Origin of the sequence: Blautia sp. NSJ-140 (assembly GCF_022868965.1) — a bacterium.
Classification (GTDB): Bacteria; Bacillota; Clostridia; order Lachnospirales; family Lachnospiraceae; genus Blautia_A.
In genome coordinates, this window is sequence record NZ_JALIFS010000006.1 from 124,898 (window position 1) to 151,743 (window position 26,846).

A 26,846-nucleotide genomic window follows, 5' to 3' on the forward strand; every position below is an offset into this window, starting at 1 on the left:
CCTGATAACCACAAGATTCCGGATAAATAATGCCAAAATCTCTCGTGTTATTATTTTGTTATCAAATAGAACTTTATCTGCTCGGAAACGCCCTGTTTATAAGGCTTTCCAGAAATTTTTAATTATTCAAACTCTACAAAGACTAACGCTTTTTGTTTAGGAATTATTCTCTGTAATGTTTCTCGTTCTTTTGATTATTTGATATATCCATATTATCCTGCCTATACGAGCTAATGTTATCATTTTGTTATCGGCATTGATAACACCTACTCGATAACTGTGGATAATAACTATATGTAGCATGTCAAATTATAAGCTATTTTGCTTAGAGATTCAACACAAAACTGAAATTTTACTTTTCCTTATATTCATCTGGTATTGCTATTTGAAATGTTTCACACAACAGCATCACATCATGCACATCATTTTTATCGTGTTCATATCCCAAATGAAGCATTACCTGACTCAATGGTTCAATACAAGAAACAGTTATATCTCCAACTTTTCCAATACCGGAAAAAGTTTTTGATGGAAATATATCTCCCTCATAAACAATTCCGTCATCTGTAAATTCAAAACAATGTAAATCAATGATTCTTTGTTTATCATCTTTCCAGACAGTATGACCATCCGTTGTATAATCAGTATTTACTTCCTCAAATCCATGCTGCTTAATCACATAAATATAATCATGATAATGTTTCAGTTCAACAAACAAATCAATATCATTGTGTATTCTTGATTCTCTTTTAAGAAGTGCATCAACACCCCATCCGCCATCTAAATATACTTTAATTTCGTTTTGCAAAGCATATTTTATAATTTCACATGCATCTTCTGTACGTACCATAATCTATCCTCCAAATTCAAATCTTTGTATGCTTTCCAACTCACTAAAAGCCTGAAATTTGTCAGTCTTTCATCCTTTTTGTTATCAATCACCAATTAGCTGTAATCCATTAGGATTTAGCTGATATATTTTATCGCACACCTCTTCAATATACTTTCTATCGTGAGAAATGCTAATGACAGCCCCCGGAAATTCTCGGAGCATTTTTCTTATTACCGGACCGGACAATGGTGAAAAATTTCTTGTCGGTTCATCCAGAATAAGAACATTTGCACCACTTAAGCTCATCCTCAAGAGAAGCACTTTCGCCTTTTGTCCGCCTGATAACTCCCGAATCGGATGCTCCATTTCATCTGGTGTGTATTTAAGTGAACCAAGGTATGTTCTAATTCTTGTACGCTCTTCTTTATCTCCTGTTTTATCAAGGTAATCAACCGGTGTAACATCCAAATCCAGCAGGTCTTCATAAGTTTGAGGCATATATTCTGCTTTAATGTCATTCCGATTTAGGAGTTCTTCCGCTATCTTTTTTAGAAGAGTCGTTTTTCCTGCCCCGTTGGCTCCTATCATACAGATTTTTTCTGAACCTTTTATTTTTAAATGAATTCCTTCTGCTAAAATTCTTTTGCCATCCGGAGTCACAAGCTTTGAAAGTTCATATTCTATGACCGTTTTTCCTGCGGGAATGTGTGAGTTTTCATCCCCTAATTTGACAAAGATTGCTTCTTCCTGTTCCGGCATCTGAGTCATATTTTCATCTTCTTTTTCAAATCTTCGTTCCATTGCCTTAACCGTATGCATTTTGTCCTTTAAGTTTTTGGCAACAGACGGTGCTTGTCTGGTACAACTTCTTAATGCACCTTGTACACTCTGCATAACTCTTTGATATTTTTCATCGCGAATCTTTTTCTCCCTACGGTCACTCAGTGCCCGCTGTTTTTGGATTTCAAATTTATGAAGCCGTTCTTCCACATAGCGTCTATAGGGAAGCTTTGCCACGGTATATCTCGCCTTTGTTTTTCGTATAATCTGCTCGATATGTATCACCATGTTGGCAGTACGCTCTATCAGCGTTTCATCGTGTGAAATAAAAAGCACAATGTGCTTCCAGTCATTTATGATTTTTTCCAGTAATGTAAGCGTCGCAATGTCGATGTCATTGGAAGGTTCGTCCAACAACAGCACAGAAACATCGCGAATGAAAAGCCTCATAAGTTGTGTCTTGACTTTTTCGCCTCCTGAAAGACTACCCATTGTCTGGTTACTGTAGAAAAAATCATTTTTCATTCCAAATTTTCCCGCAATAACAGACAATTCTTTAGGCGTTTTCTCCCAGAATATTTCCTCTTCAGAAAAATATTCGTATATTGTTTTTTCCTTATCTTCATCGAGCATCTCCTGCGGAAGATAACCAAGACGTTCGTGTCCCATTATCCTTTCCCCATCTGCTTCTATATAGTTTTCTACAAGCGACGGATTGTATATCCACTTCATTAATGTCGATTTCCCATTTCCCTCTTCTCCAATAATAACTGCCTTATCTCCATCATTTAGCACAAGGTTGAAATCATTAAGAATTATTCTCAGGTCTTTTTTATGTGTTAAATTTAATTTTTTTATCTGCAACATTAAAGTTTCTCCTTTTCGAAGTCTGAGCCAATTATTATTTTGAACACACAAAAACGAGTCTTTTTTGCATACGCAAAAATAGACTCGCTAAATAGCCCCTTATTTCTTTTCCAAAAGGAAAACAAAGGAAATGCCTCTTGCGATAATCCAACTTAAGCGTACACAAAACAAACCTATTCTCTACAGGCTCAATAACTATATGTGTCTTACTTAAATCAAATTATCTATTAATCATTTCCTCACCTTACACAAAATGTGCCTTTCTTTCTTCTAATGGCAATACTATCATACTGTATTTTTTGTGTCAATACATTTCACCTTATGGAAGTGCAAATTAAAATTTTCACTTCCTAATTATACATCCAACCATTACGAAATTCAATCTTTCACAACCTCTTTACAACCACAACCACAGCACTCCAGCAAACGCAGGAGCACCATACCGTAAAACGCTTATGTGTAAATCAACTCCGTTCCTACAACTTCCCTCACACAAGCCTGAATATTATTCATTCTTCCAATCCATTCGTAGGGATTATCTTTCTTTAATTGTTCCGTCACATCTTGTCTGTCGGCATATTCCTTTACCAGTCGAAGAAACATATCCTCTGCTTGCTTATCGACTTCTGCAAGATAACTATGCAGCTTTCCGCTTGTCAGCAGGTTCATATATAACACTTTATAGTGTTCCTTTAAATGCCTTGCATGTCGTTTCCCCCATAAACCAATCGGCTCTATTTCTTCTTCGGCTGGTACTGTGATGTTCGGCAATAAATAATCACCCACCTGTCTATAAGTTCCGCCCATTTCTTCAAAAATTGTCTTTGTCATTTTCCTTTTCCTCCTGTGATTTTTGTCTATCGTGATCGTGTATTATCACGCTTGCGACCTTTAACTGTTCTTGCCTGCTCCAACAAATCATCTATCTGTTTGCGACCAAAAACCTTACGGAGCAGGCTGTAATCTTTATTTTCTGCTTTTAGGATTTTGTTTTCTTCGGTCAATCTTTCATTGACTTTCTCCAAACGCTGATTGGTGCGGTATAACTGTGCATTCGCTGTATTCAGCCTATGATAGTTGTCCCACCCCTCAAAGCAGCGGGCAAGCACCGTTTTGACAAGTTGCTTCAATTTCCTTACAACCGGCTCTGCCATTTTGGTTTTATATGCCTTTGCAGTCATAAATTTCTCTGGTTCTGGCAACTGATATTTCGGTGCAGTATCAAGCTCTATTTCAAGATTTGACAGCTCGTCTTTTGCCTTATCATAGTTCAATACTCGTTCCGACAACACATCAAATTCAATCTGTTTCTGCTCGATTTTCGCACCTAATGCCGCCACTTCTTTTTCTCTTTCCTGCTTTTTATAATCCAAAACAGAAAGATGTTTTTCGTGTGTGCCTAAATGTTCCCACTCAATCCCATAACGTTCCATCACCGCCGCAAGCTGTTCTTTTTCGGACTGTATCCATTGCGACCACTCCGTATCGCCACGACTGCCGCCCTTAAAACCTTGCGTTGCAAGAGCCTGCTTTAGTGACACTCTTGTATCAAGTCCACGCTTGCTGCCTGTGGTAAAAGGTACAAAATCTATGTGCAGATGTGGTGTAGCTTCATCCATATGCAGATGAGCCGAGAACACCCGAAGCTGTGGATTTCGCTCCTGAAAACCCTGATAGTATTCATCTAAAATCTGCTTTGCCAGTTCTCCGTTTTCCGTATCGGCGTTCATATTTCCCTTACCGCCCACCTGTAAAATGATTTCGTGGAACGGTTTTTCCTGCTTGGAACTTCGGATTTTTTCATAATAATCTTTTATCTTTCGGTCTGACCTTATCTGCTTGGCATTGTATCTTTCCAATGCTTCATCAAACAATTCGTGATAAACTGTCTTTATATTTTCATTGCAGTAGTCGATATTGAGATGAGTACGAGTTCCGTCTACATTTTCTGCTCGGAACTTTCGGCTATTGTGATTGACCGAGCCTTTACCGACCATTGCACTTATCGTTCTCTGCATTTTTTCATCTCCCATCTGTAAATTTCAACATTCTCAGGTTTTGTTACTTTTGTCAAAAGTAACGCAAAAGCACTTTTGACGGGTACACCCATCAAAAATGCGACCTGTAAACAGGTTTTGCGTTCTCCGAAGGCTCTCCGAGGGGTGAGCGTGTGCCGGTGGCACACACGCCTGCGAACCGACCGAGCCAGCAGGCGAGACCAAAGAGCCGCCTTTGAAAAGGCACTCTCTGCACACTCCCCTAAACTTTATCCGGTGTCAAAGTGTGACGATGGTGACAATGTTTTTCACAGCGTGCTGCTCTCAAAAACATTGACACCTTTGACACCGTTTGTCACGCCGTCTGCTCGGTTTCTTTCCAAAGTGAAACCTTTCTTCCGTCGTGTGTGCGGCTGTTCTGATAACGGATACCGTAATCACGAAACAGCCTGCTTGCGTTGATACTGAGCCTTAAAGAAAGTACATTCGGCTTTATATCCACCGCAAGCCTTTCGCAAAGTTCCGAAGCAGTTCCTTCCCATCTGTCACTTTCCGAAAAGAGCGTATCCGCTATCTTCTCAAGCAGAGGTTCGGGCGGTTCTTTCCACATCTCCGTTTCCGATTTTGCAAAGTTCCACACCAATCGCTCGCTGTCCCTTACAAGATGGATTTTCATATCCTGCTGGTCTCTGCCAGCAACATCAAGTGTGGCATTGTTGGAAGTACGCTTGTCCTTACTGAGAACAAATGCACCGTCTGCCGCACCCATCAGACCATTCGTGCCTGAAATCATATCGAATATATCTTCCGATTTTTGTTTGCGTGTATGATGAACAATAAGCATTGAAACCTTGTAACTGTCTGCCAACGCTTTCAGCCTTGCCACAACATCATAATCACTTGCGTAGCTGTAATCTGCTCCGCCTGCTTCACGCACACGCTTTAAGGTGTCTATGATAATCAAGCCTGTGTCTGGGTGTTCCCTCATAAACCCTCTTATCTGTTCTTCCAGTCCGCCATTGACCGTTTTACATTCCGTTGCGAAATACAGATTGCCTGTCTCCTTTGCACCGAACATCTGAAACAATCGCTTCTGCAAACGTGGGTAATCATCTTCAAGGGCAAAATAAAGCACCGTTGCCTTACGCACCTTATACTCCCAAAGCGGTGTGCCTGTGCTGATATGATAGGCAAGCTGTGCCATCATAAAGCTCTTTCCCACTTTCGGGGAACCTACGAAAAGGTAAGTTCCCCTTTGGAGCAGACCGTCGATAAGTGGTGTCTGAACCTCAAACACCGTATCATACAGCGTTGTCATTGATACTGTTTTCAGATAGGAAGGGTCTAACTGTCTGAGTATTTCCCTTTGCATTTCTTCAAAAGATTGCTCGTACCCCTTGAAATCCGTATCCTGATTGACTATACTATTGTCAGTACATTTGGAAAGTGACTGTTCCGCATCTGTTGCCGCAGATACATTTGGAATAGTCATTTCTTTTTTATTCTCCATTCGCATCCTCTCCTTTCAAACCGCCGAGAATAATGGAAATCAGTTCTATTACACTCAGCAGTTCATCATCCACACCTTTTCCTGCTTCAATCCTTTTCAGTTCCGCAAGGACTGTGGCAAATTCCGTTTTCAACGCCTTATACACTCTCGGATTGCCCTGTACCACCACATCCTGATTTAAGCAACGGCGGTAACAATACTCCTGTTTTGGCAATCCTGATAGAGCTACAGCTCTGTTAATGAGTTCGTTTTCTTCGGGCGATACTCGAAACCCTACTGTGATATTCCTCCAACGATTTTTGTTATCTCTGTTCTTAGCTGACATTTTCAAAATCTCCTTTCCCTAAATCATCTAATTTTTCTGCCATCTCAATCTGCTTTGACGGAAAGAGGTGTGCGTACTGATAAGTAATATCAATACTTTCGTGACCAACTCGGTCAGCAATCGCCACCGCAGAAAAGCCCATATCAATCAAGAGTGAAATGTGGCTGTGACGGAGATCGTGAATGCGGATACGCTTCACGCCTGCCGCCTTTGCCCCTCTGTCCATCTCGTGATGAAGATAGCTTTTCGTCACCGTAAAGATACGGTCTTTCTTCTTCAATCCGTAAAGCATACCGAGATATTCTTTCATTTCCTCACACAGAAACTTCGGCATTTTAATCGTGCGGTTGCTCTTTTTCGTTTTCGGAGAAGTAATCACATCCTGCCCTTTCAAACGCTGATAGGATTTATTGATTGTGACTGTTTCCTTATCAAAGTTGAAATCTGCCGGAGTCAAAGCTAACAGCTCGCCCTCTCGGATACCGCACCAGTAAAGCATTTCAAACGCATAAAAGGAAACAGGCTTGTCCATCATCTCAAAAGAGAATTTCTTGTATTCTTCCTTTGTCCAGAACAGCATTTCCTTGTGTTCCTCACGTCCCATATTTCCCACCTTTGCCGCAGGATTGGAACGCAGTTCATAGTAGCGGACAGCGTGATTGAAAATGGCGGACAACTGATTGTGCAGCGTTTTCAGATACGTCTGTGAATAAGGCTTTTTCTTCTCATCACGATAGGCAAGCATTTCATTCTGCCAAGTAATAATCTCCTTTGTGGAAATCTCGCTGATTTTCAGTTTCCCGAAATACGGAAGTATCTTTGTGCGTATGATATGCTCTTTGGTAAGCCACGTGTTTTCCTTCAAACGGTTCTTCACATCATTGATATAAAGCTCCGTAAAGGCTTCAAAACTCATATCAAGGTCTGAAGAAGTCTGCAATTTGAACATTCTTTCCCATTCCTGTGCTTCTCGTTTGGTAGCAAAGCCACGCTTGCATTTCTGCTTGCGTTCCCCTTTCCAGTTCACATACCTTGCCATCACATACCAAGTACCGTTATCTTCATTCTTAAATACCGGCATTTACATTTCCCCCTTTCCTGCTCCGTAGAGCCTTTCGTAAAAATACTGGCGATTTACACGCCCTGCAATCGTAATAAAGCCCTTTGCTTTCAATTCCTCATTTAATTGTCTGATGAGTTTATATGCATAAGGTTTTGATACGTTTAGTTCCTGAGCCACATCTTCGGCTCGGATAAATCTGTTTTCCATATCCTTTTTCTTCCTTTCTTAAAATAATTTTTTGCTTGCCGCTTTCTCCGTGTTAAAGTTCCAACAGGCACTCCTGCTTGTCGGCAGGCGCTGTGCTGTCCCAATGCACCGCAGTACATCAGGCGCTCGCTCGTATAGGGGTTCCCGAAAAGTCGGAGACTTTTGGGGAAGAGGAGGAGCAGTGCAGCGAATGAGCTTTTGTGCTTGCACACAAGCGAACGATACGGAACTTGCTCCGACGAGGTCTTGGCGGTTTGGCTTTTCGGACGGTCATTCAGTTGTCGCATTAAGCATATTTGTTTAATTCGTAATTTATTTTACTAAACATATTTGCTATTGTCAAGTGGTTGCAAAGAAAATATTAAACATTTTTGTTTCGGTTTTTCTTGACTTCCACTAAACATTTCTGCTATACTTATTTCACTAAATATAAAAGGAGCGTATCATTATGGCTATCAGCGAAAGAATACATTTTTTCAGACTAATGCGTGGTATGACACAAAAGTATCTCGGTACAGCAATCGGTTTTCCAGAAAAGAGTGCTGATGTGCGTTTGGCACAGTACGAAACTGGTACACGCAAACCGAAAGCAGACCTTACAAATGCATTGGCACAGGTGCTTGATGTTTCTCCACAGGCTCTTGATGTTCCTGACATAGACAGCTATATCGGTCTTATGCACACTCTGTTTACCCTTGAAGATATTTACGGTCTTACTGTCAGTGAAGCAGACGGAGAGGTATGCTTAAAGGTCAACAAGGACAAAGGCAGAGAAGCATATGAACTCCTCAAAATGCTGTATGCTTGGAAAGAACAGGCAGACAAGCTATCTTCCGAAGAAATCAACAGAGAAGAATACGATAACTGGCGTTACCATTATCCAGAGTTCGACACCACACAGCGTTGGGCAAAAGTTCCATCACAGGAATTAAGTGACGCTCTCGTGGAAGCATTCAAAGACCACTTGAAAGATAAATAAGCACCTACAGGACCTGCCACTGGCAGCTCCCTACAGATGCTTTGGCAACGACAAAAAAGCCCTTAACTATGGTTATTAACCACAGCTAAGGGCTTAGTTTATAATATGGAATTTGTTCAGAGCCAAGCTCCGAACTTTAGTCTGCAAGCCACCTGTTAATTGTTCCGTTACCCATAAACCACTGGATAACAAGAATAATGGCACTTGCTATGACTGTTATCAATTTGTTATCAAAAGACTAATCGAAATCGCTGAAACCCGCATAAACACTGGCTTTTTTAAGCAACTCGATTTATTCGAACTCAATCGTTCCCGGCGGCTTACTAGTAAGATCATAGAATACGCGGTTTACGCCCTTAACTTCATTAATAATACGGTTCATCACCTTATTAAGTACTGCATAAGGAATCTCAGCAGACTCCGCAGTCATGAAGTCAATGGTCTTAACGGCGCGAAGCGCCACTGCATAATCGTATGTTCTGAAGTCTCCCATTACACCTACGCTTCGCATATTTGTAAGGGCTGCAAAGTACTGGTTCGGCATCCAGGACGGATCTTCTCCGTGTTCTTTTTTGTAGTCGGCGGCTGCATTGTCGACTTCTTCACGGTAGATGTAGTCTGCATCCTGTACGATGCGTACTTTTTCCTCGGTAACTTCACCGATGATACGGATTCCAAGTCCCGGGCCCGGGAATGGCTGACGGAATACCAGTCTTTCCGGAATTCCAAGCTCAAGGCCGGCTTTACGGACCTCATCTTTGAACAGGTCACGAAGTGGCTCAATGATTTCTTTGAAGTCAACGAAATCCGGAAGGCCTCCTACGTTGTGGTGGGATTTGATCACTGCGGATTCTCCGCCGAGACCGCTCTCTACAACGTCCGGATAAATGGTTCCCTGTGCAAGGAAATCTACAGCACCGATCTTCTTGGCTTCCTCCTCGAAGATACGGATAAATTCCTCACCGATGATCTTACGCTTCGCTTCAGGCTCTGTAACACCGGCAAGCTTGTCGTAATATCTCTGCTGTGCATTCACGCGGATAAAGTTCAGGTCAAACTGACCATTCGGTCCGAATACACCTTCAACCTCATCACCTTCATCCTTACGAAGAAGACCATGATCTACAAATACGCAGGTAAGCTGCTTGCCGATCGCTCTGGAAAGAAGTCCTGCTGCTACGGAGGAATCTACACCACCTGACAGGGCAAGGAGAACTTTTCCATCACCAACTTTCTCGCGGATCTCTTTGATCGTGTGTTCAACAAAGGCATCCATCTTCCAGTCTCCGGCACATTCGCAGACACCAAGTACGAAGTTGGACAGCATTGTCTTTCCTTCTACTGTGTGCAGTACTTCCGGGTGGAACTGGATCGCATACAGTTTCTTCTCTTCATTCTGTGCAGTTGCTACCGGACAGTCTGCAGTATGTGCAGCGATCTCAAATCCCGGTGCAGTCTGGGAAATATAGTCTGTATGGCTCATCCAGCAGATTGTTTTGTCGGATACATTTTTGAAGATCCTGGAATCTTTCTTATCGATGAGAAGCTCTGTCTTACCGTATTCGCTGACATCTGCCTTCTCAACTTTTCCGCCAAGGACATGCATCATGAGCTGTGCTCCATAGCAAAGTCCAAGTACCGGAATACCAAGCTCAAATAATTCCTTCTGGTAAGTCGGTGAATCTGCCTCATAGCAGCTGTTTGGTCCGCCGGTAAGGATGATTCCCTTAGGATTCATCGCTTTAATCTTCTCAAGATCTGTCTTGTAAGAATAAATTTCGCAATATACATTACATTCTCTGACACGTCTTGCAACCAGCTGATTGTACTGACCGCCAAAATCAATGACAATAACTAATTCTCTTTTCAAGGCTTTCCTCCTGTTATTTATAACATCTTTAGAATCTGTTACTCATTATAAATGAGTACATGCACTTTTACAATGCTAATTTTATCTCCCGCCGGACTTTTTATTTTCCGGAAAAATTTTTCACTGTTTTTTTTGCCTGCTCATCCCAGTAAGCGCAGTCATTTCTTCCAATTATCTCCGATGTAAACGGAGTACCGTCATTCTTCTTATAATGTCTGGTCGCCCGGAAAACATATTTCGCACCGACATAAACGATCGGTACGTTGAAAAATACGATCAGAATATTTCCAAGATCAGAAAATGCCCAGAGATTTCCAAGCTCCAGTCCTGCGATATTACAGAGGATACCAAATGCGGCAACAAAAAGACCGATACAGCGTACAAAATTAATACAGATCTTATCCTTGCGGATACGGTTGGCTGCGATTTCCGAAAAACTGATCATTCCAAGCAGACAGGTAAATGCAAACAGGCAGAAACATAAGGTTACAAGAAATGTAACGATCCCGTTCATTGCAGTTCCCGGAGTCAGCACAGCAATGGACTCCGTATATTTTGGAAGTTTATCAAGAGCCTGCCAGCTTTCCGCATCTGCTCCCGTCCAGCAATGTGCCATAACTACCACAAATCCGGTAAGTGTACAGATCACAATGGTATCAAGAAAAACTCCCAGAGAAGCGATCACACCCTGCTCACATGGATGCTTTGCGTCAGCTGCTGCTGCTGACATGGTGATCGTTCCCTGACCAGCCTCATTGGACATCAGGCCTCGTTTTACGCCCTGTGCAAGAACTGTTCCAAAAACACCTCCAAAAAATGCATCCGGCTTAAAGGCTCCTGCAAACACACTTCCGAAGAAATACGGAATACGGGTAAAATTCAATATGATAAGAAGTAACACTACTACCATATAGAGCACTGCCATCACCGGCACCATCATATCTGTCCATCTGGATACTTTTTTGATTCCGCCAAATGCGATAGCTGCTGTGAGGATTACGATCAGTGTACCTACTATATAATAGAAGGCTGATCCGCTTGGAATGGTTTTTCCGGTTATGATCTCTGCCATGCGTCCTACTGATGAAACAACGTTAAAGCCCTGTGCCGGCAGACAGCAAAGCGCATACAGAATATACAATACCGAAAGAAAAACACCGATCCATACCTTATTTCCAAGAAGCTTTCTCCCATAAAAAGGAAGACCTCCTACGAACTCATCGTCCTTCTTCTCCTTGAAAATCTGAGCAAGGACACCCTCCATGTATGCAACTGCCATCCCGAAAAACGCAGATATCCACATCCAGAACAGGGCCCCCGGTCCACCCACTGCAATAGCACCTGTTACGCCCAGGATATTTCCCGGTCCTACACGCATAGCTGAACTCAGGAAAAACGATGCAAGCGGCGAAATTCCTGTTTCCACAACACGTTTCTCCGTCATGGTTCGGATTCCTTTTTTAAAGTAAGTCACCTGCATAAAACCGATCCTGAAACTGAAAAAAATCCCGGACCCAAGAAGTAATATGATCGCAAAGGATATATTTCCCAGAATCGGGATACTGCTGTACCAGTCAAAATTCGTGGGGAACTCCCACAGAAAATCAGACAGTGGACCGATAAAGCTGAACACTCCATTGATCGCCTCAAACACTTTCTCCATAGCCATCTCCTCCCTTTTCATCTGAATACCTCAGAATTGAACCATCTTTCCGGATATCACATTTTCCGCTGAATATAAAATATAGATATATTCATTTATACCCCTCAGAAAAATTTCCGCACCTGTTCATATAACATGTGTACCACATCCATACTCGTTCATTTCCCCTCCGGATTTTTATGCTATGGTTTATTATACCGTATCGGCTTAAAAAAGTCTTATTTATTTTCACTATTTTTGTACAAATTTCAGAATTTTCTATTCTTACAAGCCCCACCGACTGCTATTGCTTTTCGCCCCCCGCAGGGGACTTACTTGATTCGAGTCAAGCGGATATTCGCAATCCGCTTCGCTACGCGGCTCTACACCGAATAACTTCTTCGCAGTTTATCAGACTTTATAAGATATTTAGACTTTCCTCACAAATTTTTAAAACGCTTCTCACAGTTCCATCACATTTTGACGGTATATTATTAATCAAATAAAGCACAAAGCTTTTTCATCTTATAGATCATTACTTATTTTTCTTTTCATACTCTGCCGGGTCCCTTCCAAGACCCGGCCCTCCTTTTTATCTGAGGTACTTTTCCTAAAAAAACATCTGATCTATAATATCTGAATCAAACACCCGGATATCCCACCTTAACCCCCACATAAACGCAACGAAAAAACACCGTCCCCGCAGCTCCATATCTGCAAAAACAGTGCTTTTAGTGCGTCTTCAGGGGTTCGAACCCTGGACACCCTGATTAAGAGTCAGGTGCTCTACCAACTGAGCTAAAGACGCTTATTTAATTGTTTGTCTTTCGTTTTTTGTTTCGTTCGTTCCTCAAGACATGTTGTATTATACGTTATGATTTGAAGAAAGTCAACACCTTTTTTTAATTTTTTTTATTTTTTTCTTTTTTATTTTTTATATCTTCATTTGATGCAATTTTATCCAGCATTTTTTCCATTTCCGACAACGAATTTCTGATATGGGCAGCCTGGCTGTTAATGCTGCGGCTTACCGTATGGAGATTCTGCTGCAAGGATCTGAATTTTCTTTTTTTCAAAACTTATGGCCTCCTGCTTTGCGCAAATACCTTTCCAACATCACGGATATTTTATTATATGAAAATATCCTGATCTGTTTCCTGATATTTGCGCAAAGTATTTAAAGCGGACTCTTAGAAATCCACTTTTTTCCACCAGCGCCATACCAGCACCACCGCCAGCACTGCCGTAAGGAAATCCGAGATTGCCTGAGAAGCCAGAACGCCATGATACCCTGCCACCTTAAGAGCGATCATCAGTACAACCGCAAAGACCACTCCCTGTCTGCTCACTGATAACAGAAAAGCTCCCATAGCCTGTCCTGCAGACTGAAACGTACAGGTGCTGATCAGCACGATTCCCATACACAACATTCCCGCCAGCTGCAGCCGAAGCATCAGCGCGCCATTTTCCACAACGGAAGGATCGCTCATAAAGATCTTTACCATCTGCGGGGCAAAAAATCCAAGTACCGCCATCAGTACAAGCGCCATTCCTCCCTCAAGAAGATATGCAAACTTCAAAGTTGCTTTCAACCTTGTGCGGTTTCTCGCGCCGTAATTGTATCCGGTCAGCGGCTGTCCACCAAAGGCAAAACCAACCAGGACCAACGCAGCGATCATATTAATTTTCATAACGATTCCCATAGCTGCAACCTTATCGTCACCAAATCCCAGCAACGCGCGGTTTGTCAGCGCAATTCCGATGCTCTGCATCAGATTAGTAACAGAAGCCGGAATACCAATGGCAAAAACCGCTCCTATCTCCGACCTGGAAATGTGAAATCCCCTGGGATCCACAGAAAGATTTTTGCTCTTTTTAATAAGAAACCATACAAAGAAAATATCGGTACAAACATTTCCGATCACGGTCGCTGTAGCTGCGCCGGCCGCACCCCAGCCCAGTACAAAGATCATGATCGGATCCAGAATAATGTTTACAACTGCGCCAAGTACAGAACCAACCATCGAAGCCGTCGCAAATCCTTCTGTTCGTAACTGATTGGACGGTGTCAGCGCAACAATGATAAACGGCGCACCCAGTGCAATACAGGTATAATACTGTGACGCATACTCCCAAGTGGCCTCGCTTGCACCCAGAAGTCCCAATACCAGACTTCTGAAGATCATCAGTACAGCCGCAACTGCAACACCGCTGACGATCGCGCCATAAAAGCTGAATACGCTGATCCGCTTTGCGTCCTCGTATCTTTTTTCTCCAAAAAGCCTGGAAATAAAAGAACTGCCGCCAAGTCCGAAAATATCTCCCAGCGCGATCATCAGGGTAAAGATCGGTGATCCAAGGGCAACCCCCGCCACCAGATCCGTATTGCCGGTTCCTGCGATAAAATACGTATCTACCATATTATAAACAAGCGAGATAACCATACTGAACACAACCGGAAGTGCCAGCTTAAAATATGCCTTTGGTATAGGATACTTTTCAAAAATTTCTTCCTGCATCTTATTCCCTCTATTTCTGTCTGATCACCATTTTACAGATCGGATTTCCCATAGAAGAAAACTTCTCCTCATATTCCGTCATGACATTTCCCTTCACCAGCTCCTCATCATGATGAAGATCAAAGGTACACACCTCCAGATTCCAATCGGAATCCCTAACCTCTTCCAGGGAAAACTCAAACAGACCACGGTTATCTGTCTTAAACTCTACAGTTCCTTCTTTTTTCAAAATCTTCTCATATCTTGCCAGAAATTCCCTGGACGTAAGTCTTCTCTTTGCATGACGCGCCTTCGGCCACGGATCCGAAAAATTCAGATAGATCCCATTAACCTCATCCTTCTCAAAAATCTCCGGCAGCAATCTTGCATCCACCCGGATAAAAACAAGATTGGAAAACTCCTCTCCTGCCGATTCCAGTTCCTCTCTCTTCTGCAGCGCCCGAAGAAGCACACTGTCATACATCTCAATTCCCACAAAATTTCTCTCCGGATGAAGTCTTGCCATATCCATCAGAAAACGCCCCTTCCCCATACCAACTTCCAGAAAAAGCGGTCTCTTCACTCCAAAAACCTCATCCCACTTTCCTTTAAACCTCTCCGGCTCATCAACTACCCACTCACAATCCAAAATAGCATCCTTAGCACCCGGAATATTTCGTAATCTCATAAATAACCTCCAATAATCTTTCCATAATAATGTCTCAATGATTCTTATCAAACAACATTCCAATACTCAACTATACATGTAACCCCCACCCCGCCGCAAGCAAAAAATAAAAAAAATCCTCAACCAAGCAACAACAAAAACGCCTCGCCGTCCACCCCAACACCACCGCATCCTCTCAAACCCAACCAACCAGGCGACAGCAACGCGCCTCGCCGTCCACTTCCAACACCATCCGCATCCAACACCATCCGCATCCACTCAAACCCTCTCAACCAGGCGACAGCAACGCGCCTCGCCGTCCGCATCCAACACCATCCGCATCCACATACATCGGCTCAACCTCACACATCCAACACCGCAGCATACATACACAAGTCAACAACCTCACACCGCCACAACCAAGAACTCCTAAAAAAAGCCCGAGGGGTGTGCAGAGGGGCCGTGGCTTTACGGCCCCTTTGCGGTTTTCATTTTTTCCCAAAACTCAATCATCGTCTAATAAACAAATTTCTTTTTTTCGTCTCTTTTTGAACATATTTATTCAATAATTGCAAAAAATTTAACAATTTTTTAGTTGTTTTTACCATAAAAAAGGTGTATCATATAAAAATCAATTATAAACTATAAACAAACAAGGAGGGCGCTATGGAACAAATCCTAAATAAGCTTTCGGAAATCGAAGCTACAGCCAATGCCATCATGCAGGACGCTGCGCGACAGAAACAGGCTCTCTCGGAAGAAGCAGAAAAACAGACGAAGGAATTCGACGCTTCACTTGAAAAAGAAACCAGCGACGAGATCCAGAAGATCCGTGAAGATCTGGCCCGTGAGAAAGACGCCCGGATCAATGAGCTTCGTGCAGAAACCGAAAACCAGCTTTCCAGGCTGGACGCCTATTACGAAGCCCATCACGAAAGTCTTTGCAGTGAGCTGTTTCAGAAAATAACAGGCATCACCGAAACCTGAAGGGAAAGGAAGTGATTCAATGGGCTCTGTCCTCTCATACAGCGGACTCTCCACCAAGATCCGCGCCATGCAGAGCAGGCTTGTGACAGATGAGCAGCTGGAAGAAATCGTTCAGCTTCCCAATGTCCCCCAGGTAACAGCCTACCTGAAACGGACTCCTGAATATCAGAATGTCTGGTCCGGTCTCGATGAAAATGATCTTCACCGCGGACAGATAGAAAAACTCCTGAAGAAATCCATCTTCCTGAATTTTTCAAGGCTTTACCACTTTGCAAATCAGGAACAGCGAACGTTCCTGTCGCTTTACTCGAGGCGTTATGAGATCCGCGTCCTGAAAGAAATCATGACGAATCTCTTTGACCACCGGGACACCGATCCCGTGGATATTTCTCCCTACCGCGATTTTTTCAGACATCATTCCAAGCTGGACATTGACAGGCTTGCCGCCTGCACCAATATGGATGAATTCATTGCGGCACTGAAGGGAAATGATTTTTTTATTCCGCTGTCTCAGGTCAATGAACGTGGAAATGCCACGCTTTTTGACTTCGGCATGGCACTTGACCTTTCGTATTTTTCACAGATCTGGAATGTGCGGAAGAAGCTTTTCAAAGGTAACGATCTGAAACAGATCACCAGGGCTTACGGTGAAAAATTCGATATGCTGAACCTGCAGTTCATCCAGCGCTCCAAACGCTGCTTTCAGATGGAACCGGCTGCTATTTACGCACTGCTGGTCCCCATGAACTACAAGCTCCGCAAAGAGGAGATCACCACCCTTGTGGAAGCCCCTACACCAGAAGAGTTCCGTCGTATCTTCAATGGGACTTATTATGGTAAAAAATACGAACAGCTGACCGTCGCCAGTCTGGAAGAATTTTATAACTATATTCTTCGCAGCATACTGGAACAGGAAGCACGCAAGGATCCCTATTCCGTAGCAGTCATCTATTCCTATTTATATCACAAAGAACATGAAGTCAACCGTCTGACCATTGCCCTTGAATGCGTGCGCTATGGCGTGGACCCAGAACAATCCCTGCGTTATATACGCAACGGTTAATAACCAGGAGGTAGCAACGTGATTGAAAAAATGAATTTTCTGAGCATCACCGGTCCCAAGGCAGATATCGACCGGGTTGTAAACACCTACCTGTGCAAGTACGAGATCCATCTGGAAAACGCTCTCTCAGAGCTGACCACAGTAGAAAGTCTGACGCCTTTCCTGGATGTCAACCCTTACAGAGATGCCTTAAATTCCATCAATACCATTTATGAGGAGCTAAAAACTCCTCCGTCCACTTCCAACAGAAGCCCGGGTATTGAAACAGCACTTTCCACAGTAAAGGAGATCCGCTCCCAGGCGGATCAGCTCCAGAAGGAACAGTCCGAACTGGAAGAAAAATGTTCCTCTCTGGAAGAGTCACTGCGGATCATACGTCCCTTCCGAAATATTGATTATGATATTTCATCCATACTTCATCTGAAGTATATCCATTTTCATTTCGGACGTATCGAGAAACAGTATTATGAGAAATTCAAGAAATATATTTACGACAATCTGAACACGATCTTCCTTAAATGTGATGAAGATGACCAATACGTCTGGGGCGTTTACTTCGTACCGAAGCATGAAGCGCACAAAATCGATGCCGCCTACTCTTCTATGCACTTTGAGAAGATCTTTGTGCCGGATAATTATACCGGAACTGCCCAGCAGGCATTTTCAAGCGTAAGCAAACAATACGAGGATGCCCTGAAGCATCTGGAAGCACAGAAACAGAAATACCAGAGATTTCTTGCGGATCAGGCAGAAGCCATCGTTACCGCCAGAAACACCCTTCTTCAGTTTTCCAGAAATTTCGATGTCCGTAAAGCGGCTGCCTGCACCGGAAAGCATGAAAATTTCTATATTCTCTGCGGCTGGATGACAGAAGCCGACACCAGAGCCTTTCAAGCCGAAATCTCATCCGACGAAAAAATCTTCTGCCTGGTAGACGGAGAAGATACCAATACGCCGGAGCACGACCAGAACCATCAGCCACCGACCAAGCTGAAAAACCCAAAGCTTTTCAAGCCCTTTGAAATGTATGTAAAAATGTACGGACTTCCCGCCTATGGTGAGATGGACCCCACCTGGTTTGTCGCCATCACCTACTCCTTTATTTTCGGAGCCATGTTCGGTGATGCAGGACAGGGACTCCTGCTTTTTATCGGAGGATTGCTCCTGTACAAACTAAAGCATATCGATCTTGCCGGAATCATCAGCTGCGCCGGAGTCTTTTCCACATTTTTCGGTCTGATGTTCGGAAGCATCTTTGGATTTGAGGATGTCATACCTGCTCTGTGGCTGCGGCCTGTGAACAGTATGACGACCATACCTTTTATCGGAAAACTGAATACCGTATTTATTGTTGCCATCGGCTTCGGCATGGGAATCATCCTCCTGTGTATGGTTTTCAACATCATCAATTCCTTTAAGATGCATGACGTTGAAAAAACCTGGTTTGACACCAACGCTGTGGCAGGACTTGTATTTTATGGCTCCGCAGTTCTCTGCATCGGACTTTTTGTATCCGGGCATGCTGTTCCGGGTGGTGCAGTCCTTGCCATTATGTTTGTTTTACCGCTGCTTCTTATTTTCTTCAAGGAGCCTCTTACAAACCTGGTAGAAAAAAAAGCCGAGGTTATGCCAAAAGAAAAAGGCATGTTTATCGTACAGGGTATCTTTGAACTGTTCGAGGTTATCCTGAGCTACTTTTCCAATACACTCTCCTTCGTGCGTATCGGTGCTTTTGCAGTCAGCCACGCAGCTATGATGGAGGTTGTACTTATGCTTGCAGGCGCAGAGAACGGCAGTCCGAACTGGATCGTCATCATTCTCGGAAACCTGTTTGTATGCGCTATGGAGGGCCTGATCGTAGGTATCCAGGTACTCCGTCTGGAATATTACGAAATGTTCAGCCGTTTTTACAAGGGCAGCGGACGGAAATTCGAGCCGTTCTGCTCCAAGAACAAATAAAATGCCAGAGTCGGAACGCATTCTGATCCGGGCATTCAATTAAACGAATATTAAGGAGGTCATCATCATGACAGTCATTACACAGATCACAATCGCAGTTGCACTTGTACTCAGCATCATTCTTCCATTTGGTTATTATCTTCTCGGCGAAAAAAACCGCGGCCGCTACAAAACAGCTCTTGGTGTCAACGCCTTTTTCTTCTTCGGGATCATGCTTGTTGCCATTGCAGTAACATTTGCAGGCGGAGCTTCCGTACAGGCTGCTACAGGCGCTGACGCAGGCCTTGCAACAGGTATGGGTTACATCGCAGCAGCACTTGTTACCGGACTTTCCTGTATCGGTGGTGGTATTGCCGTTGCCAGTGCGGCAAGCGCAGCACTTGGAGCGATCAGTGAAGATCAGAGCATCCTTGGTAAATCTCTTATCTTCGTAGGTCTTGCCGAAGGTGTTGCTCTTTATGGACTGATCATCTCTTTCATGATCCTGGGTAAACTTTGATATGAAAATGTATCTGATCAGTGACAATATTGATACTCTGACAGGAATGAGACTGGCCGGTGTAGAGGGTGTGATCGTTCATGAGCACGACGAGCTGAAGGAAGCTCTAGAGCGCACCATCGCAGACAAAGAGATCGGAATCATACTCCTGACCGAAAAATTCGGCCGGGAGTTTCCTGAGATCATTGATGATGTCAAGCTTCATCACAAAACACCTCTCATCATTGAAATTCCTGACAGACATGGTACCGGCCGCAGGCCTGATTTCATTACTTCTTATGTAAATGAGGCCATCGGATTAAAATTATAGGCAGGTGATATTATGACAATCGAAGAGAAGCTTACACACTTCTATGACACCTCCGTGGAAGAAGCCCGCCGTCAGGCGGAAAAAGATGTCCGGGAACACAAGGAAGCCCTGGATGCCGCACTGGAGGAACATAAAAAAATGTCTCTGGGAAATGCTGCCAGTTCCCGCAAAGCCGAGATCGCAAACGCAAAGCGCGAGATCAACAAGGCACTTTCCGCAGAGCAGCTTCACATCCGGCGAAACTGGACTGCCAGGCAGAGCCGCTTAAAAGAAAAACTTTTTGCAGATGTTCGGGTACAGATCCTGAAATTCATGGAATCTCCCCGCTATGAAGAATATCTTTGTACAAAGATCGAGGAAGCTGTCTGCTTCGCGGAACACGATGAGATCCAGATCTATCTTTCAAAAGAAGATGAACCCCGTCTGAAGTCTCTCACTGTAAAGACCGGTTTCCCGCTGAAGCTTTCCGATGAATCCTTTATCGGCGGGATCAAGGCGATAATCCCTGAAAAAAATATCCTCATCGACAATTCCTTTGAGGAAGGCTATCAGGCAGCTTACAGAGAATTCAAATTTGACGGAGGTCCAGCACATGAGTAAAACAGGTATTATCTACGGTGTTAACGGTCCTGTTATCTACCTCAAGGGCGACACCGGCTTCAAGATCTCCGAGATGGTCTATGTAGGCCCCGAAAAACTGGTTGGAGAAGTTATCGGTCTCAAGAAACATATGACGACCATACAGGTTTTTGAGGAAACTACGGGACTGAAACCCGGAGAAACTGTTATCGGAACAGGAGACGCCATTTCCGTTCTCCTTGGTCCGGGAATCATCCACAATATTTTTGATGGTATCCAGAGACCTCTGGCAGAGATTGCCCAGGCCTCTGGAAAATATATTTCCCGTGGTGTCAGCGTTGACTCTCTTGACACAGAGAAAAAATGGGAAACACACATTACTGTAAAAGAAGGCGATGTCATCGGTGCAGGTACGGTTATCGCCGAGACACAGGAAACCGCTTCTATCCTTCACAAATCCATGGTTCCGCCGACGATCACACACGGAACCGTTATCCATGCCGTTCCTGACGGAGCTTATACTGTTCTGGAACCCATCGTTACCGTCCGTCTTGATGACGGAACTGAAAAAGAACTGGCACTTGCCCAGAAATGGCCGATCCGTGTGCCGAGACCGACCTACAAACGTTTCCCGGCAAGCGTTCCGCTTCTTACCGGCCAGCGAATCCTGGATACTCTTTTCCCTATTGCCAAGGGAGGCACTGCTGCAGTTCCAGGCGGATTCGGAACAGGAAAAACCATGACACAGCACCAGATCGCCAAGTGGTCTGACGCAGATATCATCATCTACATCGGCTGTGGCGAGCGCGGAAACGAAATGACACAGGTTCTTGAGGACTTCAGCAAGCTGATCGACCCGAAATCCGGAAACCTGATGATGGACCGTACCACACTGATCGCCAACACTTCCAACATGCCGGTTGCAGCCCGTGAGGCTTCCATCTACACAGGTGTTACACTTGCGGAATATTACCGTGATATGGGTTATGACGTAGCAATCATGGCAGACTCCACATCCCGATGGGCCGAGGCTCTCCGTGAGCTTTCCGGACGTCTGGAGGAGATGCCTGCAGAGGAAGGCTTCCCTGCGTATCTGGCAAGTAAGCTTTCCGCCTTCTATGAGCGCGCGGGAATGATGCAGAACCTGAACGGAACAGAAGGTTCCGTATCCATTATCGGTGCAGTTTCCCCTCAGGGCGGTGATTTCTCCGAGCCGGTCACACAGAATACTAAACGTTTTGTCCGCTGTTTCTGGGGACTGGACAAGGCTCTTGCCTATGCCCGTCACTTTCCTGCCATCCAATGGCTGACCAGCTACAGCGAATATCTGGAGGACCTGACTCCCTGGTACAGAGAGCATGTCTCCCCGAAATTCGTTTATGACAGAAACCAGATCATGGCTATCCTCAACCAGGAAAGCTCTCTTATGGAGATCGTCAAGCTGATCGGAAGCGATGTTCTTCCGGATGATCAGAAGCTGACGCTGGAGATCGCCAGGGTTATCCGTCTGGGCTTCCTGCAGCAGAACGCTTTTCACCAGGAGGACACCAGTGTTCCTATGGAAAAGCAGTTCCTGATGATGGAAACCATCCTCTATCTCTACGAAAAATGCCGTGCCCTTGTAAACCGTGGCATGCCGGTTTCCGTGCTGAAGGAGGATAAGATCTTTGAACGTATCATCGCCATCAAATACGAGGTTCCAAATAAAGAGCCGGAGCGTTTTGATGAATATCATAAAGATATCGACCGCTTCTACGACAATGTACTGGAAAGAAACGGTTAAAGGAGGGATCAGTTTATGGCAATCGAATATCTTGGCCTGAGTGAAATAAACGGCCCTCTTGTTGTCCTTGAGGGTGTAAAAAATGCATCTTACGAGGAGATCGTGGAATTCCACATGGAGGACGGCACTCAGAAGATCGGCCGTATCGTGGAAATCTATGAGGACAAGGCCGTTATCCAGGTTTTTGAGGGAACTGACAATATGTCCCTCGGCAATACACACACACGTCTTACCGGACATCCTATGGAGATCGGGCTTTCCCCTGAGATCCTGGGACGTACCTTTAACGGTATCGGCCAGCCCATTGACGGGCTTGGCGAGATCACACCGGAAGTCAGCCTGAACATTAACGGGCTTCCGCTGAATCCGGTAACCCGTGAATATCCACGAAACTATATCAACACCGGTATCTCCGCTATCGACGGACTGACCACACTGATCCGCGGCCAGAAGCTGCCGATCTTTTCCGGTAACGGTCTTCCACATGATAAGCTGGCTGCACAGATCGTTCAGCAGGCTTCCCTGGGAGCAGATTCCGATGAAAAATTCGCCATTGTTTTTGCGGCAATGGGCGTCAAATATGACGTAGCCGAATTCTTCCGCAGAACCTTTGAGGAAAGCGGTGCCTCCGATCACGTTGTGATGTTTTTGAACCTTGCAAACGATCCGGTTGTAGAGCGTCTTCTGACACCGAAGATCGCCCTCACTGCCGCTGAGTATCTTGCTTTTGAAAAAGGCATGCACATCCTGGTAATCCTTACAGATATCACCTCCTTCTGCGAGGCCATGCGAGAGGTTTCCTCCTCCAAAGGTGAAATTCCTTCCCGAAAAGGTTATCCCGGATATCTGTACAGTGAGCTTGCAACTCTTTACGAGCGTGCGGGAATCGTCCGTGGCGGCACCGGTTCTGTAACCCAGATCCCGATCCTGACCATGCCAAACGACGACATCACACACCCGATCCCAGACCTTACCGGATATATCACAGAAGGCCAGATCGTACTGGACCGCCAGCTTCACGGTCAGGCGATCTATCCGCCGATCAATGTTCTGCCATCCCTGTCCCGTCTGATGAAGGACGGTATCGGTGAAGGCTTCACACGTGCCGATCATCAGGATGTTGCCAACCAGCTCTTCTCCTGCTACGCAAAGGTAGGCGACGCAAGAGCTCTGGCATCCGTTATCGGTGAGGATGAGCTTTCTCCGCTGGATAAGCAATACCTTGTATTCGGAAAAGCCTTCGAGGCAGAGTTTGTAGGACAGTCAGAAACAGAGAATCGAAGCATCATCGAAACTCTGGATAAGGGCTGGGAGCTTCTTGGTCTTCTTCCAAGAGAAGAGCTCGACCGTATCGATACCAAAGTTCTGGATCAGTATTACAGAGAAACCGTCCGTTAGTGAGGTGATTTTATGGATCCGAATACCTTTCCTACCAAGGGAAATCTTATACTTGCAAAAAACTCTCTGGCTCTTTCCAAACAGGGCTATGAGCTTATGGACAAAAAGCGTAATATCCTGATCCGTGAAATGATGGAGCTGATTGATCAGGCAAAGGACATTCAGTCCCAGATCGATGAGACCTTCCGTACCGCTTACGCGGCGCTTCAGAAGGCAAATATGGAAATTGGAATCGCTTTCGTAGACCAGATCTCTCATACCGTTCCTGTGGAAGATTCCATCCGAATCAAAACCAGAAGCGTTATGGGAACCGAGATCCCTCTTGTGGAATATGACAAAAAAGCAAGCAACACGCCGACCTACGCCTACTACAGCACCAAGCTGTCCCTGGACGAGGCCAAGGCAGCCTTCGAGCGTGTAAAGGAGCTGTCCATCCAGCTCTCCATGATCGAAAACGCCGCCATCCGTCTTGCTACCAACATCAAGAAAACCCAGAAGCGTGCCAATGCGCTGAAAAACATCACCATCCCCAGATATGAAACCCTCACCAGAGATATCACTAATGCTCTGGAGGAAAAAGAGCGCGAAGAGTTTACACGTCTGAAGGTGATCAAGCGTATGAAACAAAACAGTTAAAAAAATCCTCCGCAGATCTTTCCGGTTCTGCGGAGGATTTTTGGGTTATCCACACTTATCCACATCTGAAAATAACTTTTCAACACCTTGCAGTGACCGTTTTAACTGGGCACTGTTCTTTTTTATCCTCATTTCCATACATCCGATAATCCCCCTTTTAAATAGATTAGTTTTTCAAGAATTTACTCACTATTATCTGATTATTTATTTTTATTCTTTTATATTATGTCTTTTTTGCAATAAATTTTATGATATTTAGAATTTAAAAATGTCAATAGTTTTAAGAACTTTTTTCCCACTTTTTACAATTTTATCATTTTACACAAAACATATGTTTAAATTTATTTATGTAAATCAGCTCATCCACATGGTTATCCTTGTGGATAATGTGGATAAATTTGTGCATAACTTGATTATTAGCGGATTTGCGGATTTTTGTCATGTGGAAAACTTTTTGGAAAGTTTTTCACTTATCCACCATAGTTCGACAGGTTTTGTGCATATTGCCAGAACGACCTTTTCAAGGCTGATATTGCCCGTATCCGCACGCACCTGCCTAACGTTGCCAATCCTCTCCGATGTTTATATCAAGCCTTTCTTTTTGCAGCTTTTTATGGTGTTTCTCCTGCGTGCAGTCTTGACATCAGCACTGTTTTTTGTTAAGGTGAAAACGCTAAAACAACGTGTGGATTTTTCAGTTCCGACTTTTTTCGCCACACAATCTGCCTTCACCAGTAAGACAGATTGTGTGGCTTTTATTATGCACAAAAAGCACACCTTTTTTCCCATGATCTACATTGTGAATTCTGATATAAAGGAGGATTTTTCATGAACGACACATTTATGAAGGAGAAGCCTGTCGGCCCGCTGCTGGCGTCCATGGCGCTGCCTATGGTCTTTTCCATGCTTGTAAACTCACTATACAACATTGTGGACAGCTTCTTCGTGGCACAGATCAGCGAACAGGCCATGACCGCCCTGTCCCTTGTCTATCCGGTCCAGAACATGATCAACGCCGTTGCCATCGGCTTCGGGATCGGAATCAACGCCAGAGTTTCCTATCACCTTGGCGCAGGGGACAAAAAAATGGCAGGCACCGCCGCAACCCACGGATTTTTTCTGTCTGTGATCCATGGAATCCTGATGACTGTGATCAGCATCGCTGTTATGCCCGTATTCCTTCAGATGTATACCCAGGATGAAACTGTGATCCGGATGGGGCTGGAGTATTCTACCATCGTTTTCATGTTTTCCACAGTAATTTCCATCAGCCTTTTCTTCGAAAAACTTTTCCAGGCTGTAGGACGGATGAAAGTATCTATGATCGCCCTGCTGGTGGGATGTACCAGCAACATCATCCTGGATCCGTTCCTGATCTGGGGAATCGGTTTTTTTCCGAAGCTGGGTATCCGGGGCGCAGCTCTGGCAACCGGCATCGGCCAGCTGCTTACGATCATTGTATATGTGGCCTTTTACATCCTGCGTCCGATCCTTGTCCGGGTGACGCCAAAAGCTCTGAAAGCCAGTATCGAGACCGACAAAAGCCTCTACACCATCGGTGTTCCCGCGATCCTGAACCTGGCACTGCCATCGTTTCTGATTTCTTTTTTAAACTCCGTACTGGCTTCTTATTCCGACAGTTACGTTGTGATCCTCGGCATCTACTATAAATTGCAGACCTTCCTGTATCTCCCGGCCAACGGAATCATCCAGGGAATGCGCCCGCTGATCGGTTATAACTTCGGTGCCCGTGAAATGAAGCGTGTGAAAAAAATCTTCCGGCTGACCCTGGAGTCCAGCTGTGTGATCATGCTCTTTGGAACCGTTATCTGTCTCCTGGCATCCGGACAGCTTATGGGACTTTTCACAACTACCCCGGAAACCATTGCCGCAGGCTCCAGAGCCCTGAAGATCATCAGCGCCGGTTTCCTGGTTTCCGCTGTATCCGTTACTGCCTCCGGTGCCCTGGAAGGCCTTGGAAAAGGTACCCAGTCCCTTGTTATTTCTCTTTTCCGCTACGTGGTCGTTATCATGCCCACCGCATATCTTCTGTCCCGTTTTATGGGTCCTGATGGCGTGTGGAACGCATTCTGGATCACAGAGGTGTTTACAGCCATCGTTTCTGTCATGGTTTATCACAAAACGTTGAAAAAAGCCTGAGAATGCAAATGTCCGCCCCACCGGCCTGCTTGCAGCCGCCTGCAGGTTTACGTCCCGAAAGCACAAAAAGCTTCGATCCACCCTCTGAGCACATCGCTCATCGATGAGAGTTGAATCGAAACTTTCTTTTTTAACCAAATCAGGAAAATCCCATGAGTGATCGCTGATATCCGCCTGCTTCAAACGGATATCCATGATCTGCGTTCATTTAATTCGTGGAAATTTCCTCAGTATC

Annotated in this window: 25 protein-coding genes and 1 tRNA gene; 12 read left to right on the plus strand and 14 right to left on the minus strand. The window is 44.5% G+C overall.

From position 1 onward, the window contains the following. Positions 1–352 precede the first annotated feature (352 nt). The 8 genes from MUB50_RS08955 to MUB50_RS08990 all read right to left on the minus strand — a co-directional run bounded on the left by MUB50_RS08955 (position 353) and on the right by MUB50_RS08990 (position 7,581). Complete coding sequence (locus MUB50_RS08955) at positions 353–850, minus strand: nucleotidyltransferase domain-containing protein (RefSeq protein ID WP_009247521.1); 498 nt, start codon at positions 848–850, stop codon at positions 353–355. 84 nt (positions 851–934) lie between these two features. Further along, positions 935–2,479: an ATP-binding cassette domain-containing protein gene (locus MUB50_RS08960; protein WP_009247522.1), complete on the minus strand. Its 1,545-nt coding sequence runs from the start codon at positions 2,477–2,479 to the stop codon at positions 935–937. A 453-nt stretch (positions 2,480–2,932) separates the two neighbouring features. Next, a complete protein-coding gene (locus MUB50_RS08965; protein ID WP_009247523.1) occupies positions 2,933–3,310 on the minus strand; it encodes a TnpV protein in 378 nt (125 codons plus the stop codon). A gap of 26 nt (positions 3,311–3,336) precedes the next feature. Further along, positions 3,337–4,476, minus strand: coding sequence for a plasmid recombination protein (locus MUB50_RS08970; RefSeq protein ID WP_019190307.1), 1,140 nt, complete (start codon positions 4,474–4,476; stop codon positions 3,337–3,339). Positions 4,477–4,831: 355 nt separating this feature from the next. After that, positions 4,832–5,986, minus strand: coding sequence for an AAA family ATPase (locus tag MUB50_RS08975; RefSeq protein ID WP_009247525.1), 1,155 nt, complete (start codon positions 5,984–5,986; stop codon positions 4,832–4,834). Continuing rightward, positions 5,976–6,311 (minus strand): plasmid mobilization protein, encoded by a 336-nt coding sequence (locus MUB50_RS08980; protein ID WP_009247526.1) that lies wholly within the window; start codon positions 6,309–6,311, stop codon positions 5,976–5,978. Before MUB50_RS08980 ends, MUB50_RS08975 begins: the two co-directional genes overlap by 11 nt. After that, positions 6,301–7,392: a site-specific integrase gene (locus MUB50_RS08985; protein WP_009247527.1), complete on the minus strand. Its 1,092-nt coding sequence runs from the start codon at positions 7,390–7,392 to the stop codon at positions 6,301–6,303. The genes MUB50_RS08980 and MUB50_RS08985 overlap by 11 nt, the downstream gene beginning before the upstream one ends. Further along, positions 7,393–7,581, minus strand: coding sequence for a transcriptional regulator (locus tag MUB50_RS08990; RefSeq protein ID WP_009247528.1), 189 nt, complete (start codon positions 7,579–7,581; stop codon positions 7,393–7,395). It abuts the gene before it with no gap. Between the two features lie 448 nt (positions 7,582–8,029). Between MUB50_RS08990 and MUB50_RS08995 the strand changes: the two genes are divergently transcribed. Continuing rightward, the gene (locus MUB50_RS08995; protein ID WP_009247529.1) at positions 8,030–8,560 is read left to right on the plus strand and encodes a helix-turn-helix domain-containing protein; all 531 of its coding nucleotides are present in this window, start codon (positions 8,030–8,032) and stop codon (positions 8,558–8,560) included. A gap of 292 nt (positions 8,561–8,852) precedes the next feature. On the opposite strand, the gene guaA is transcribed toward MUB50_RS08995, so the two are convergent. The 6 genes from guaA to trmB all read right to left on the minus strand — a co-directional run bounded on the left by guaA (position 8,853) and on the right by trmB (position 15,258). Then, positions 8,853–10,430 carry a glutamine-hydrolyzing GMP synthase gene (guaA, locus tag MUB50_RS09000; RefSeq protein ID WP_021652384.1) on the minus strand — a complete coding sequence of 526 codons (1,578 nt, stop codon included), beginning with the start codon at positions 10,428–10,430 and terminating at the stop codon, positions 8,853–8,855. A 100-nt stretch (positions 10,431–10,530) separates the two neighbouring features. Beyond that, positions 10,531–12,093 carry an alanine/glycine:cation symporter family protein gene (locus MUB50_RS09005; RefSeq protein ID WP_118625188.1) on the minus strand — a complete coding sequence of 521 codons (1,563 nt, stop codon included), beginning with the start codon at positions 12,091–12,093 and terminating at the stop codon, positions 10,531–10,533. Positions 12,094–12,807: 714 nt separating this feature from the next. Continuing rightward, positions 12,808–12,880, minus strand: a tRNA-Lys gene (locus MUB50_RS09010). Between the two features lie 94 nt (positions 12,881–12,974). Next, on the minus strand, positions 12,975–13,148 hold the full coding sequence (locus MUB50_RS09015) for a hypothetical protein (protein ID WP_158293305.1): 174 nt from the start codon (positions 13,146–13,148) through the stop codon (positions 12,975–12,977). A gap of 114 nt (positions 13,149–13,262) precedes the next feature. Further along, positions 13,263–14,591 (minus strand): MATE family efflux transporter, encoded by a 1,329-nt coding sequence (locus MUB50_RS09020; protein WP_118625186.1) that lies wholly within the window; start codon positions 14,589–14,591, stop codon positions 13,263–13,265. Positions 14,592–14,601: 10 nt separating this feature from the next. After that, the gene (trmB, locus tag MUB50_RS09025) at positions 14,602–15,258 is read right to left on the minus strand and encodes a tRNA (guanosine(46)-N7)-methyltransferase TrmB (RefSeq protein WP_118515347.1); all 657 of its coding nucleotides are present in this window, start codon (positions 15,256–15,258) and stop codon (positions 14,602–14,604) included. A gap of 645 nt (positions 15,259–15,903) precedes the next feature. Between trmB and MUB50_RS09030 the strand changes: the two genes are divergently transcribed. The 11 genes from MUB50_RS09030 to MUB50_RS09080 all read left to right on the plus strand — a co-directional run bounded on the left by MUB50_RS09030 (position 15,904) and on the right by MUB50_RS09080 (position 26,611). Next, entirely contained in the window at positions 15,904–16,224 is a 321-nt protein-coding gene (locus MUB50_RS09030) for a hypothetical protein (protein ID WP_110103699.1), read from the plus strand. A gap of 19 nt (positions 16,225–16,243) precedes the next feature. Further along, positions 16,244–17,287, plus strand: a complete 1,044-nt coding sequence (locus MUB50_RS09035) for a V0D/AC39 family V-type ATPase subunit (RefSeq protein ID WP_118625182.1) — start codon at positions 16,244–16,246, stop codon at positions 17,285–17,287. 18 nt (positions 17,288–17,305) lie between these two features. Further along, on the plus strand, positions 17,306–19,246 hold the full coding sequence (locus MUB50_RS09040) for a V-type ATP synthase subunit I (RefSeq protein ID WP_118625180.1): 1,941 nt from the start codon (positions 17,306–17,308) through the stop codon (positions 19,244–19,246). Positions 19,247–19,313: 67 nt separating this feature from the next. Beyond that, the gene (locus MUB50_RS09045; protein ID WP_118515353.1) at positions 19,314–19,745 is read left to right on the plus strand and encodes an ATP synthase subunit C; all 432 of its coding nucleotides are present in this window, start codon (positions 19,314–19,316) and stop codon (positions 19,743–19,745) included. A gap of 1 nt (position 19,746) precedes the next feature. Continuing rightward, positions 19,747–20,055 (plus strand): V-type ATP synthase subunit F, encoded by a 309-nt coding sequence (locus MUB50_RS09050; RefSeq protein WP_021653137.1) that lies wholly within the window; start codon positions 19,747–19,749, stop codon positions 20,053–20,055. A 12-nt stretch (positions 20,056–20,067) separates the two neighbouring features. Further along, on the plus strand, positions 20,068–20,655 hold the full coding sequence (locus MUB50_RS09055) for a V-type ATP synthase subunit E (RefSeq protein ID WP_110103702.1): 588 nt from the start codon (positions 20,068–20,070) through the stop codon (positions 20,653–20,655). Beyond that, positions 20,648–22,417 carry a V-type ATP synthase subunit A gene (locus MUB50_RS09060; protein ID WP_118625178.1) on the plus strand — a complete coding sequence of 590 codons (1,770 nt, stop codon included), beginning with the start codon at positions 20,648–20,650 and terminating at the stop codon, positions 22,415–22,417. The genes MUB50_RS09055 and MUB50_RS09060 overlap by 8 nt, the downstream gene beginning before the upstream one ends. A 15-nt stretch (positions 22,418–22,432) precedes the next feature. After that, positions 22,433–23,815 carry a V-type ATP synthase subunit B gene (locus MUB50_RS09065; RefSeq protein WP_015525388.1) on the plus strand — a complete coding sequence of 461 codons (1,383 nt, stop codon included), beginning with the start codon at positions 22,433–22,435 and terminating at the stop codon, positions 23,813–23,815. A 12-nt stretch (positions 23,816–23,827) separates the two neighbouring features. Then, positions 23,828–24,451, plus strand: coding sequence for a V-type ATP synthase subunit D (locus tag MUB50_RS09070; protein WP_118625176.1), 624 nt, complete (start codon positions 23,828–23,830; stop codon positions 24,449–24,451). A 268-nt stretch (positions 24,452–24,719) separates the two neighbouring features. Continuing rightward, entirely contained in the window at positions 24,720–25,283 is a 564-nt protein-coding gene (locus MUB50_RS09075; RefSeq protein ID WP_118625174.1) for a hypothetical protein, read from the plus strand. Beyond that, the gene (locus MUB50_RS09080; RefSeq protein ID WP_118625172.1) at positions 25,280–26,611 is read left to right on the plus strand and encodes an MATE family efflux transporter; all 1,332 of its coding nucleotides are present in this window, start codon (positions 25,280–25,282) and stop codon (positions 26,609–26,611) included. Before MUB50_RS09075 ends, MUB50_RS09080 begins: the two co-directional genes overlap by 4 nt. The last annotated feature ends 235 nt before the right edge of the window (positions 26,612–26,846 follow it).